The sequence below is a fragment of the Klebsiella sp. 28 genome (assembly GCF_018223905.1).
GTDB classification, from domain to species: Bacteria; Pseudomonadota; Gammaproteobacteria; order Enterobacterales; family Enterobacteriaceae; genus Klebsiella; species Klebsiella pneumoniae.
In genome coordinates this window covers 1-11938 of sequence record NZ_JAGRQY010000034.1, presented here as the reverse complement: position 1 = coordinate 11938, position 11938 = coordinate 1, and the positions used below count along the sequence as shown (strand labels likewise).

Genomic DNA, 11938 nt, shown 5'->3' with positions numbered 1-11938 from the left:
GTGGGGTACCGAGATGTTCGGCCCGCTGTTGCTGAAAGACGATATTGTCAGCGTGCCGCTCACCTTTGCCGACGGTCAGGTGGCGCTGCCGCAAACGCCGGGCCTTGGCGTCGAGCTGGATGAAGACAAACTGCATTTTTATACCCGCCAGCCGTAGCGGGGAACAGGAGAAAAAAATGTTATTTAAAGTGGAGATGACCGTCAATATTCCGCCTGGCTTTCCCGCCAACGAGGCGGAGGAAATAAAACAACGCGAAAAAGCCTATTCGCAACAATTACAGCGGGAAGGCAAATGGCGACATATCTGGCGCGTTGCCGGCCTTTATGCCAACGTCAGTATTTTCGATGTTCAAGATGCCGAAGAATTGCATCAAATATTAATGGAATTGCCGCTATATCCCTTTATGGCGATAAAAGTGGAAGCCCTCTGTCGTCATCCGTCATCAATTCGCGATGACGATCGCTAATAATAATATCTGACCTCACGCCGGTATTACCGGCGTATACCCTGCAAAATATAAGAGAGAACCAGTATGAGTAATGTATTCGTACAACAACCAGGTATTCAAAAATTATTACGCGACAGTGCCGGATTAGATGTTGCCGGCGGCGATGAACGTTTTAAGGCGATTATTCATCGTCTGCTGGAAAATATCTGCACGCTCATCGACGACTATAACGTTACGGAAGAAGAGTTCTGGCACGCGGTAAACTATTTGCACGAGCTGGGCGGGCGTCAGGAGGCGGCGCTGCTGGCGGCGGGTCTGGGACTGGAGCATTTCCTCGATCTGCGCCAGGACGCCATCGACGCGGCAGCGCATCGGGAAACCGGCACCCCGCGCACCATCGAAGGGCCGCTGTACGTGGCTAATGCGCCGCTGGCCGAGGGTCACGCCCGCATGGATGACGGCGCCGACGCCGGAGAAGTGATGTGGCTGCACGGTGAAGTCAAAGACACCGAAGGCCGGCCAGTGGCCAACGCTATTGTTGATATCTGGCACGCCAACACCCTCGGAAATTATTCCTTCTTCGACCCAGGCCAGAGTGAGTACAACCTGCGCCGGCGGATCCGCACCGGCGCCGATGGCCGCTACAGCGTGCGCAGCATCATGCCCTCCGGCTACGGCTGCCCGCCGGATGGCCCAACCCAGAAACTGCTGGACAGACTGGGTCGCCACGGCAACCGTCCGGCGCACATTCACTTTTTCGTCTCCGCGCCGGGTCATAAACATCTGACCAGCCAGATTAACCTCAATGGCGATAAATACCTGTGGGACGATTTTGCCTTTGCCACCCGCGACGGCCTGATTGCCGATCCGGTAAAAGTGACCGACCGCGAGATCATCGCGCAGCGCAATCTTGAGGGAGAGCACACCGAGGTTTGTTTTGATTTCACCCTGTGTAAAGCGCTGAGCGCCGACGAAGAGCAGCGTGGGATCCGCGTGCGCGCCAAAGAGTAAGCGGCATTATCGGCCCCGGGCACGCTACTGCCCGGGCCAGATATTGCACTCGAAAACGAAGAATTCACCCTGTTTCTTTCATCCTGAATCCTGCAGGAGGGACCGACTCATGCAAAAAACGCTCTCGACGCTCAAAGACAAAATCAATAATGCCTTAGTTGTCGACCGTGAAAATCATATTTACCGCTGCCATCGTTCTATATTTACCGACCCGCAGCTGTTTGAATTTGAAATGAAGCATATTTTCGAAGGTAACTGGGTATTTCTCGCTCATGAAAGTCAAATTCCCCAGCCGGGTGATTATTATACCCTGACGCTGGGACGGCAGCCGGTTATTATTACCCGCGATAAAAAGAATGAGCTGCACGCGCTAATTAACAGCTGCGCCCACCGCGGCGCCATGTTATGTCGACGCAAAACCGGGAATAAAAATTCGTTTACCTGTCCGTTTCACGGCTGGACCTTCAGCAATAACGGCAAATTATTAAAAGCCAAAGATGAGAGCACTGGCGGCTATCCGCCGAGCTTTAAACAAGACGGCTCCCACGACCTGCAAAAGTTGCCGCGTTTTCAGTCCTATCGCGGTTTCTTATTCGGTAGCCTCAAGGCCGACGTGCAGCCGCTGGAGGCCTATCTCGGAGAAACCTGCAAGATTATCGACCTGATCGTCGACCAGGCGCCGGAGGGGCTCGAGGTACTTAAGGGTTCGTCGAGCTATGTATATGAGGGCAACTGGAAACTGGGCGCGGAAAACGGCGCCGATGGCTATCACGTCAGCGTGGTCCACTGGAACTACGCCTCAACCATGTCACGCCGCAACTATGAAGCGGAAGGGACGCACGCGGTGGATGCCAACGGTTGGTCAAAAAGCCTCGGCGGCGGCTATGGATTTGATAACGGCCATATGCTGTTGTGGACCCGGGCGCTCAACCCGGAAGTGCGCCCGGTCTATGCCCACCGCGAACGGCTGCAGGCGGAATTTGGCGAACGCCGTGCCGACCAGATGGTCAACGAAACCCGCAACCTGTGCCTGTACCCCAATGTCTACCTGATGGATCAGTTCTCCACGCAAATCCGCGTAATCCGCCCCATTGCGGTGGATAAAACCGAAGTCACCATCTGGTGCTTTGCGCCGAAAGGGGAATCCGACCAGGCCAGAGCGCTGCGAATCCGCCAGTACGAGGATTTCTTTAACGTCAGTGGGATGGGGACGCCGGACGACCTCGAAGAGTTCAGCGCCTGTCAGCGCGGCTATCTCGGCGAAAATCTGCCATGGAGCGACCTCAGCCGCGGCGCGCTGCGCTGGGTCGATGGCGCGGATGAGCATGCGCAACATGCCGGCTTTTCGCCGCGGTTAAGCGGGGTGAAATCGGAGGACGAAGCGCTGTACATCGCCCATCACCACCACTGGCAGACGCTGATGCTGGCGGCCATTGAACAGGAACAACAGCGTTACGACCAGTCCATTACCCAGCGCGTGGAGGTGGCCTGATGCTTAACCTCGAACAGGTTCGCCAGTTTCTCTACTACGAAGCCCGTCTGCTGGACGATCGTCAGTGGGACGAATGGCTCAGCTGCTACAGCCCGCAGGTGGTCTACTGGATGCCGGCATGGGGCGACGATGACCAGCTGACCCGCGACCCGCAAAAAGAGATTTCGCTTATCTACTACCCCAACCGCGAAGGGCTGGAGGATCGCGTCTACCGCATTAAAACCGAGCGCTCCGGGGCCAGCACGCCAGAGCCGCGGACCACCCATATCATCAGCAACGTTGAGCTGATGGGCGAAAGCGACGAGGGTCTGGAGGTGCGTTACAGCTGGGTTACCTGGAGCCATCGCTATCAGCACACTGATGCCTATTTTGGCTCTACCTGCTGCACGCTAATCGAACAGGACGGCAGACCGCAGATCGTCCGTAAAACTGTGCGCCTGAATAACGACTATATCCGTCAGGTGATTGACGTTTACCACATTTAAGAGGCGCTTATGACCTTCAATATTGCTCTTAATTTTGAGGACGGCGTAACCCGTTTTATTCAGTGCAATGCCGGAGAGAAAGTCCTGGATGCCGCCTATCGCCAGAAGGTGAATCTGCCGATGGATTGCTCGGACGGCGTTTGCGGTACCTGCAAATGCCACTGCGCCAGCGGTGAGTACGACCTGGGCGAAGATTATCTCGACGAGGCGTTAAGCGACGACGAAGCGCAGGCCCGTCAGGTGCTGACCTGTCAGATGGTCCCGACCAGCGACTGCGTGATCGATGTGCCGGTGGCCGCCGCGCAGTGTAAAACCGCGCTGACCAACACCGGGGCGCAGGTGCGGCAGGTGAATTTACTGTCCGATACCGCCATCGAACTGGTGGTCGCCCTCGATGAGCCGCTGGCCTTCCTGCCGGGGCAGTACGTCAACATTCAGGTGCCGGGTACGCCTCATGTCCGCGCCTACTCATTTAGCTCGCAACCGGGTTCCCTCGAAGGGCGTTTTCTGATCCGTAACGTGCCTGGCGGGATGATGAGCCAGTGGTTAACCCAGCGGGCGCGGCCCGGCGATCGTCTTACCCTCAGCGGCCCGATGGGCAGCTTCTATCTGCGCCACGGCGAACGTCCGCTGCTGATGCTGGCGGGCGGTACCGGCCTGGCGCCGCTGCTCTCCATGCTCCATACCCTGCAGACACAGGGCAGCCAGCGTCCGGTGATGCTGCTGTACGGTGTTACTCGTGACTACGATCTGGTGAAAACCGACGCGCTGCATACCTTTACTCAACAGCTGACGGGGTATCGTTGGCTACCGGTGGTGGCCGATGAAAACAGCACTTGCCCGCAGCGCGGCTTTGTCACCGACCATCTCGACGACGCGATGCTGAACAACGGCGACGTGGACATCTATCTCTGCGGCCCGCCGCCGATGGTTAACGCGGTTGCCACGGCGTTGCGCGACCGCGGGATCACCCCGGCGGGGTTCTGGTATGAGAAATTTATCGCCAGCCAGAGCGCGGCGGCATAAGGAGGCAAAATGCGTTTTACCGATAAAGTCGTCGTCATCACCGGCGCGGCGCAGGGCATTGGCCGCCAGACGGCGGAGCAGGCGGCTGCAGAAGGCGCGGCTCTGCTGCTCATCGATCGCTCGTCATACGTCCATGAGCTGGCGGCGACGCTGGCGCAATCCGGCTGTCTGGTGCTGGCGCTGGAGGCGGATCTGGAAGCGTGGGAAAGTACCGAGCAGGCGTTTGCCGCCGGGGTCGCTCATTTTGGCCGTATCGACGTGCTGATCAACAACGTTGGGGGTACCATCTGGGCGCGCCCCTTTGCCGAATACCAGCCGGATCAGATTGAGAAAGAGATCCGTCGCTCGCTGTTCCCCACGCTATGGGGCTGCCGCGCGGCGCTGCCATGGATGCTGAAGCAGGGCAAAGGCAGCATCGTCAACATTTCGTCGGTGGCGACGGCGGGAGTGAATCGGGTGCCGTACTCGGCGGCGAAAGGCGGCGTTAACGCGCTGACCCGGTCGATTGCCATGGAGTACAGCGGTAGCAGTATTCGGATTAACGCCGTGGCCCCGGGCGGGACCGAGGCGCCGCCGCGCCTGACGCCGCGTAACGAAGAGCAGCCGAGCGAGCAGGAAAAGGCGTGGTATCAGCAGGTCGTCGATCAGACGGTGGCGAGCAGTCTGCTGCACCGGTACGGCACGCTGGCGGAACAGGCGAATGCGATCCTGTTTCTCGCCAGCGATGAGGCCAGCTATATCACCGGCGTGACGCTGCCGGTAGCCGGAGGCGATCTCGGCTAACGGCGGGTGGCGTACCAGCAGAGCAGAGAGCCGAGACATACCATCCCGGCCCCCTGCCAGAAGGACCACGACAGGGTCGCACTCAGCAGGATCGCCGCCAGCGCAGAGGAGAGCACCGGCGTGAAGTAGGAGGCCGCCGCCAGCAGGCTGACGTTGCCGTGCAGGATGCCAACGTTCCACGCCGCGTAGGCCAGCCCCAGCGCCACGGAGACCGTCATCAGCTTAATGACCACCGGCCAGCTAAACAGCATCGGCGGCTGGTCGCTGGCGAGAAATTTCAGCCATAGCGTCAGGGCGGTTAACAGGACGAACAGCGTAATGGCGTTTTTACCGCGGGCATATTTGGCCGTCACCGTGCAGTAGGCGGCCCAGATGAACGCCCCGACAAAGGCCAGCAGATAGCTAAGCGGGCTGGAAATGACGTTACTGATAATCTCATCGGGCTGTAGCCCATGCTCACCGCCCAACACCCAGCCAACGCCCAGCAGGGCGAGAATCAGGCCGGGGATCACCAGCCAGCTGCTTTTCTGGCCATTAAAGAGAATGGCGAATAAAATCGTCAGGCTGGGCCACAGGTAATTGACCATCCCCACCTCAATGGCCTGCTGGCGGCTGGCGGCATAGCCCAGCGACAGCGCGAGGCAGATTTCATAGCTGACAAACAGCACGCTGCCGGCCAGCAGATAGCAACGCGGGATCTGGCGCAGGTTGGGAAAGCCGACGGTAAAGATCAGCAGCAGGCCGCTAAGGCTGTAAATCATCGCCGCGCCGCCGACCGCTCCCAGTCCTTCGCTGACGCCGCGAATCAATCCGACCATCGTGCTCCATAAGATAATGGCGGCGAAGCCGATGGTCGTGGCTCTCTTTTTCTCCATGCTTTTCCTGATGGTTACGCAAATGCAGCCGGCATATATATCATCTTTTTATCGGTGAGGGGCGAAATTTTCCGCCGTTGCTAACCCTTAGGGATTAGCGAAAATGGCCAGGGCTGGCGATTAAGGGGGCGAAGGTTTTCCTCCTTGATTTGACGCAAATTTTCCCGGGATTTTGCTGTTAGTTTCCTCCGCGCGATGAATCAACATCCTGCATGGAGGAATGCAATGGACGTCAGCCGCAGAAAGTTCTTTAAGATCTGCGCAGGCGGTATGGCCGGAACTACCGCCGCCGCCCTGGGCTTTGCCCCTAAAATGGCGCTGGCTCAGGCACGCAATTTCAAATTGCTGCGTGCGAAAGAGATCCGCAACACCTGCACTTACTGCTCCGTGGGCTGCGGGCTATTAATGTATAGCCTCGGCGACGGTGCGAAAAACGCCAAAGAAGCGATCTACCATATCGAAGGGGACCCGGACCATCCGGTGAGCCGCGGCGCGCTGTGCCCGAAAGGGGCAGGCCTGCTGGACTATGTCCACAGCGAAAACCGTCTGCGTTATCCGCAATACCGCGCCCCGGGCTCGGATAAATGGCAGCGCATCTCCTGGGATGAAGCCTTTAACCGCATCGCCCGACTGATGAAAGCCGACCGCGACGCCAACTTTATTGAAAAGAATGAACAGGGCGTGACGGTTAACCGCTGGCTTTCCACCGGCATGCTGTGCGCCTCGGCGGCAAGCAATGAGACCGGCATGCTAACGCAAAAATTTGTGCGATCGCTGGGTATGCTGGCGGTAGACAACCAGGCGCGCGTCTGACACGGACCAACGGTAGCAAGTCTTGCTCCAACATTTGGTCGCGGTGCGATGACCAACCACTGGGTGGATATCAAAAACGCCAACGTCGTGGTGGTGATGGGCGGTAACGCCGCCGAAGCCCATCCGGTGGGTTTCCGCTGGGCGATGGAGGCGAAAAACAATAACGACGCCACGCTGATCGTCGTCGACCCGCGCTTTACGCGTACCGCGTCGGTGGCCGATATCTATGCGCCGATTCGTTCCGGTACCGACATTACCTTCCTGTCGGGCGTGCTGCTGTACCTGATCGAAAACAATAAGATCAATGCCGAGTACGTTAAGCATTACACCAATGCCAGCCTGCTGGTGCGGGATGATTTTGCCTTCGAAGAGGGGCTGTTCAGCGGCTACGATGCGGAAAAACGCCAGTACGATAAATCGTCCTGGAACTACCAGTTCGATGAAAACGGCTACGCCAAACGCGATGAAACGCTCACCCACCCGCGCTGCGTGTGGAATCTGCTGAAGCAGCACGTTTCCCGCTACACGCCGGAAGTGGTGGAGAATATCTGCGGTACGCCGAAAGCGGACTTCCTTAAAGTGTGCGACGTGCTGGCCTCAACCAGCGCCGCGGACCGCACCACCACCTTCCTGTATGCCCTGGGCTGGACGCAGCACACCGTCGGCGCGCAGAACATCCGTACCATGGCGATGATCCAGCTGCTGCTCGGCAATATGGGGATGGCCGGCGGCGGCGTCAACGCCCTGCGCGGCCACTCTAATATTCAGGGGCTGACCGATTTGGGCCTGCTGTCGACCAGTCTGCCGGGCTATTTGACGCTGCCATCGGACAAACAGACCGATCTGCAAAGCTACCTCAGCGCCAACACGCCGAAGGCGACCCTGCCCGAGCAGGTGAACTACTGGAGCAACTACCCGAAATTCTTCGTTAGCCTGATGAAATCCTTCTACGGCGAGGCGGCGCAAAAAGAGAACGACTGGGGCTTTGAGTGGTTACCGAAGTGGGACCAGGCTTACGACGTTATCAAATACTTCAACATGATGGATAACGGCAACGTCACCGGCTATATCTGCCAGGGCTTTAACCCGGTTGCCTCCTTCCCGGACAAAAACAAAGTGGTTCGCAGCCTCAGCAAGCTGAAATATATGGTGGTTATCGACCCGCTGGTGACCGAAACCTCGACCTTCTGGCAGAACCATGGCGAGTCTAATGATGTCGACCCGTCGGCGATTCAGACCGAAGTCTTCCGTCTGCCGTCGACCTGCTTTGCCGAAGAGGACGGTTCGATCGCCAACTCCGGCCGCTGGCTGCAGTGGCACTGGAAAGGTCAGGATGCCCCAGGTGAAGCGCGCAATGATGGCGAAATCCTTGCCGGGATTTACCATCGCCTGCGCGAACTGTACCGCACCGAAGGCGGGAAGGGCGCGGAACCCCTGCTGAAGATGAGCTGGCGCTACAAGCAGCCGGACCATCCGGAATCGGAAGAAGTGGCAAAAGAGAACAACGGCTACGCGCTGGCGGATCTCTACGATCAAAATAGCACTTTGCTGGCGAAAAAAGGCCAACTGCTCAATAGCTTCGCGCTGCTGCGCGATGACGGCAGCACCGCGTCGTCTTGCTGGATCTATACCGGCAGCTGGACCGAGCAGGGTAACCAGATGGCGAATCGTGATAACGCCGATCCTTCGGGCCTGGGCAATACGCTGGGATGGGCCTGGGCGTGGCCGCTCAATCGTCGGGTGCTGTACAACCGCGCTTCGGCCGATATCAACGGCAAGCCCTGGGATGCGAAGCGGATGCTGATCCAGTGGAACGGCAGCAAGTGGGTCGGGAATGATATTCCGGACTTCAATACCGCGCCGCCAGGGAGCAACACCGGGCCGTTTATCATGCAGCAGGAGGGGCTGGGTCGCCTGTTTGCGCTCGATAAACTGGCGGAAGGGCCGTTCCCGGAGCACTACGAGCCGATCGAAACCCCGCTTGGCACTAACCCGCTGCACCCGAAGGTGGTCTCCAGCCCGGTGGTGCGGTTGTATGAAGAGGACGCCATTCGCTTAGGTAAGAAGGATAAATTCCCGTATGTCGGGACCACCTATCGTCTGACCGAGCATTTCCACACCTGGACCAAGCATGCGTTGCTCAATTCCATCGCGCAGCCGGAACAGTTTGTCGAAATCAGCGAAGGGCTGGCGAAAAGCAAAGGTATCGCTAACGGCGATTGGGTGAAAGTCAGCAGCAGGCGCGGCTTCATTCGCGCGGTTGCCGTGGTGACTCGCCGACTGCGCACGCTGAACGTCAACGGCCAGCAGGTGGAGACCGTCGGGATCCCGCTGCACTGGGGTTTTGAAGGCGTGGCCCGCAAAGGCTACATCGCCAACACCCTGACGCCTAACGTTGGCGATTCCAACTCGCAAACGCCGGAATACAAGGCGTTCCTGGTCAACATCGAGAAAGCGTAAGGAGCGATTCAATGGCGATGGAAACCCAAGACATTATTAAACGCTCCGCGACCAACCCGATCACCCCCGCGCCGCGCGCGCGGGACTATAAAGCGGAAGTCGCCAAGCTTATCGATGTCTCCTCCTGCGTGGGCTGTAAAGCCTGCCAGGTGGCCTGTTCCGAGTGGAATGACATCCGCGATGACGTGGGGCACTGCGTCGGGGTGTACGACAACCCGGCGGATCTCAGCGCCAAATCCTGGACGGTAATGCGTTTTAGCGAGACCGAACAGAACGGCAAACTGGAGTGGCTTATCCGCAAGGATGGCTGTATGCACTGCGCAGAGCCGGGCTGCCTGAAGGCCTGCCCATCCGCCGGGGCGATTATTCAGTACGCCAACGGCATCGTCGATTTCCAGCAGGAAAACTGCATCGGCTGCGGCTACTGCATTGCGGGGTGTCCGTTTAACGTCCCGCGCCTCAATAAAGAGGATAACCGGGTCTATAAATGCACCCTGTGCGTGGATCGGGTCAGCGTCGGCCAGGAACCGGCCTGCGTGAAAACCTGTCCTACCGGCGCGATCCACTTCGGTACGAAGAAAGAGATGCTGGAGGTGGCCGAGGAGCGGGTGGCTAAGCTTAAAAAACGCGGTTATGCCAACGCCGGGATTTACAACCCGCCGGGCGTCGGCGGAACCCACGTGATGTACGTCCTGCATCATGCCGACCAGCCGGAGCTGTATCACAAGCTGCCGAAGGAACCGCAGATCGATACCAGTATCAGTCTGTGGAAGGGGGCGCTGAAACCGCTGGCGGCGGCGGGCTTTATCGCCACCTTCGCCGGGCTGATTTACCACTACATCGGTATCGGGCCGAACAAGGAAGTTGACGACGACGAGGAGAAGCATGATGAGTAAATCGAAGATGATTGTGCGCACAACGTTTATCGATCGCGCCTGTCACTGGATGGTGGTTATCTGTTTCTTCCTCGTGGCGCTGTCGGGAATATCGTTCTTCTTTCCGACGCTACAGTGGCTAACGGAAACCTTCGGCACGCCGCAGATGGGGCGTATTCTGCACCCGTTCTTTGGGGTGCTGATTTTTGTCGCGCTGATGTTTATGTTCGTGCGCTTTGTCCACCACAACATCCCTGATAAACAGGATATTCCGTGGCTGAAAGGCATCGTCGAGGTGCTGAAAGGCAACGAGCATAAGGTGGCGCGCGTCGGTAAGTATAACGCCGGGCAGAAGATGATGTTCTGGACCATCATGAGCATGATATTTGTGCTGCTGGTGACCGGGGTGATTATCTGGCGCCCATATTTTGCGGAATATTTCCCGATGCAGGTGATTCGCTATAGCCTGCTGATTCATGCGACGTCGGCCATCATTCTGATCCACGCCATCCTTATCCATATGTATATGGCGTTCTGGGTGAAGGGGTCGATTAAGGGAATGATCGAAGGCAAGGTGAGCCGCCGCTGGGCGAAGAAACACCACCCGCGCTGGTATCGCGATGTCGAACGCCTGGAAGCGATGAAAGAGAGTCGTGAAGGGATGAAGTAAGCCTTCACGGCGCGAAACCCGCTCCGGAGATGTCGGAGCGGGTTCCCGGCAGTCAGCAGTTCGTGATAAGTGTATCGATTGAATCGATAACGCCCTGGCGCGCATGACTCAGATTGCAGACGAAATCCTGTGGCGGGATCCGTTTATTATTTAAGTTACTGCTCATTGGCGTACAAAGTAAAAAGCTGTCAAATTCTATATTTATCCTTGGTACGGCATGCTGATGCCAGCGTGGTAACTGTTGTGGTCGCATTAAAGGAATAATGACTCTCGTGGCCAGGTCTGCATAATAATCATTCTGCACGATCATATAATATGGCAGGATTTTATTTGTCTGAGCAGAACAATTTCGATAAACATTGAATTATTCAAGCATCATAGCACCCTGAAAAATTCATCATCAGTAAGAGTGCCTCCTTTTGCAATAAATTCATTCATTGCGGCAATGAATTCCTTGTGCTGTCGCTGTTTATCTGCTTCTCGTAAATCCTTACCTGGCTGTTCTGACGCCTTCTGGACGGGTGCGTCAGTGGGTCTTTTACGTAGCGTATTACTTTTCATCATAGGCTCCTTGCGGTTGGTTCTGTGATTATTTACTTTACCCACTAAAAAATAAATACCAGCAGTAAGTTTAATATTTATTTTGCGAGACAGCTTCCAGAGGGAAGTAACAGCCTGAAATATTCATGGTTATAGTAATAAACCTGGCGCTGGCATTAACCAGCGCGACGGGAAATAATCAAAACTTCTCTGGAATGAAGCGGAAAGGAAAATTAGTCTGTTTCATTTTGCCAATTTTGCGCTTCGGCAGCGTCACAGGCTCCACCGGTAAAGCTTCATAGGGGATCTGCGACAGCAGATGGGTGATGATATTCAGACGCACGCGCTTTTTATCCTCTGAGCGGGCGACGAACCACGGCGCCCAGGCGGTATCGGTGGCGGCGAACATGGCGTCGCGGGCAGCGGTATATTCATCCCAGCGGTTGAAAGACTTAATGT

At 57.0% G+C, this 11938-nt stretch carries 12 protein-coding genes and 2 pseudogenes; 10 read left to right on the top strand and 4 right to left on the bottom strand.

Annotated elements, in window-relative coordinates; genetic code table 11:
- From KHQ28_RS06735 to benD, 7 genes are all read left to right on the top strand, one after another.
- Window positions 1–157, top strand: a 157-nt coding sequence (locus KHQ28_RS06735) for an enolase C-terminal domain-like protein (protein WP_323131604.1), incomplete at its 5' end; no start/stop codon positions are given.
- A 19-nt stretch (window positions 158–176) separates the two neighbouring features.
- Window positions 177–467 (top strand): muconolactone Delta-isomerase, encoded by a 291-nt coding sequence (gene catC, locus KHQ28_RS06730; protein WP_060578877.1) that lies wholly within the window; start codon window positions 177–179, stop codon window positions 465–467.
- A 66-nt stretch (window positions 468–533) separates the two neighbouring features.
- Complete coding sequence (catA, locus tag KHQ28_RS06725) at window positions 534–1460, top strand: catechol 1,2-dioxygenase (protein ID WP_032418906.1); 927 nt, start codon at window positions 534–536, stop codon at window positions 1458–1460.
- A 109-nt stretch (window positions 1461–1569) separates the two neighbouring features.
- Entirely contained in the window at window positions 1570–2952 is a 1383-nt protein-coding gene (locus tag KHQ28_RS06720) for a Rieske 2Fe-2S domain-containing protein (protein WP_004175987.1), read from the top strand.
- Window positions 2952–3437, top strand: coding sequence for a benzoate 1,2-dioxygenase small subunit (benB, locus tag KHQ28_RS06715; RefSeq protein ID WP_004200052.1), 486 nt, complete (start codon window positions 2952–2954; stop codon window positions 3435–3437). Before KHQ28_RS06720 ends, benB begins: the two co-directional genes overlap by 1 nt.
- 9 nt (window positions 3438–3446) lie before the next feature.
- Window positions 3447–4463, top strand: coding sequence for a benzoate 1,2-dioxygenase electron transfer component BenC (gene benC, locus KHQ28_RS06710; protein ID WP_032418907.1), 1017 nt, complete (start codon window positions 3447–3449; stop codon window positions 4461–4463).
- A 9-nt stretch (window positions 4464–4472) separates the two neighbouring features.
- The gene (gene benD, locus KHQ28_RS06705; RefSeq protein ID WP_032418908.1) at window positions 4473–5246 is read left to right on the top strand and encodes a benzoate diol dehydrogenase BenD; all 774 of its coding nucleotides are present in this window, start codon (window positions 4473–4475) and stop codon (window positions 5244–5246) included.
- On the opposite strand, the gene yddG is transcribed toward benD, so the two are convergent.
- The gene (yddG, locus tag KHQ28_RS06700; RefSeq protein ID WP_032418909.1) at window positions 5243–6121 is read right to left on the bottom strand and encodes an aromatic amino acid DMT transporter YddG; all 879 of its coding nucleotides are present in this window, start codon (window positions 6119–6121) and stop codon (window positions 5243–5245) included. The two genes, benD and yddG, sit on opposite strands and share 4 nt — an antisense overlap.
- Window positions 6122–6346: 225 nt before the next feature.
- Between yddG and fdnG the strand changes: the two genes are divergently transcribed.
- From fdnG to fdnI, 3 genes are read left to right on the top strand one after another with little or no spacing between them, the layout of a single operon-like run.
- Complete coding sequence (gene fdnG, locus KHQ28_RS06695) at window positions 6347–9394, top strand: formate dehydrogenase-N subunit alpha (RefSeq protein ID WP_087836247.1); 3048 nt, start codon at window positions 6347–6349, stop codon at window positions 9392–9394.
- An 11-nt stretch (window positions 9395–9405) separates the two neighbouring features.
- The gene (gene fdxH / locus KHQ28_RS06690; protein ID WP_004143747.1) at window positions 9406–10290 is read left to right on the top strand and encodes a formate dehydrogenase subunit beta; all 885 of its coding nucleotides are present in this window, start codon (window positions 9406–9408) and stop codon (window positions 10288–10290) included.
- Window positions 10283–10939, top strand: a complete 657-nt coding sequence (gene fdnI, locus KHQ28_RS06685; RefSeq protein ID WP_032418912.1) for a formate dehydrogenase-N subunit gamma — start codon at window positions 10283–10285, stop codon at window positions 10937–10939. The genes fdxH and fdnI overlap by 8 nt, the downstream gene beginning before the upstream one ends.
- Before the next feature lie 52 nt (window positions 10940–10991).
- Here fdnI and KHQ28_RS06680 read toward each other — a convergent pair.
- The 3 genes and pseudogenes from KHQ28_RS06680 to KHQ28_RS06670 form a co-directional block, all read right to left on the bottom strand.
- Window positions 10992–11318: pseudogene (locus tag KHQ28_RS06680) on the bottom strand (CcdB family protein).
- Window positions 11315–11500: a hypothetical protein gene (locus tag KHQ28_RS06675; RefSeq protein ID WP_032418913.1), complete on the bottom strand. Its 186-nt coding sequence runs from the start codon at window positions 11498–11500 to the stop codon at window positions 11315–11317. Before KHQ28_RS06675 ends, KHQ28_RS06680 begins: the two are co-directional and overlap by 4 nt.
- A gap of 178 nt (window positions 11501–11678) precedes the next feature.
- Window positions 11679–11938: pseudogene (locus KHQ28_RS06670) on the bottom strand (polyphosphate kinase 2); the annotation flags it as partial.

Excerpts from the sequence above, each read along its gene's own strand:
- yddG (WP_032418909.1), bottom strand. The coding sequence starts at position 6,121 with ATGGAGAAAAAGAGAGCCACGACCATCGGCTTCGCCGCCATTATCTTA.
- fdnI (WP_032418912.1), top strand. The coding sequence starts at position 10,283 with ATGAGTAAATCGAAGATGATTGTGCGCACAACGTTTATCGATCGCGCC.
- catA (WP_032418906.1), top strand. The coding sequence starts at position 534 with ATGAGTAATGTATTCGTACAACAACCAGGTATTCAAAAATTATTACGC.
- benD (WP_032418908.1), top strand. The coding sequence starts at position 4,473 with ATGCGTTTTACCGATAAAGTCGTCGTCATCACCGGCGCGGCGCAGGGC.
- KHQ28_RS06675 (WP_032418913.1), bottom strand. The coding sequence starts at position 11,500 with ATGAAAAGTAATACGCTACGTAAAAGACCCACTGACGCACCCGTCCAG.
- benB (WP_004200052.1), top strand. The coding sequence starts at position 2,952 with ATGCTTAACCTCGAACAGGTTCGCCAGTTTCTCTACTACGAAGCCCGT.
- catC (WP_060578877.1), top strand. The coding sequence starts at position 177 with ATGTTATTTAAAGTGGAGATGACCGTCAATATTCCGCCTGGCTTTCCC.
- KHQ28_RS06720 (WP_004175987.1), top strand. The coding sequence starts at position 1,570 with ATGCAAAAAACGCTCTCGACGCTCAAAGACAAAATCAATAATGCCTTA.
- fdxH (WP_004143747.1), top strand. The coding sequence starts at position 9,406 with ATGGCGATGGAAACCCAAGACATTATTAAACGCTCCGCGACCAACCCG.
- benC (WP_032418907.1), top strand. The coding sequence starts at position 3,447 with ATGACCTTCAATATTGCTCTTAATTTTGAGGACGGCGTAACCCGTTTT.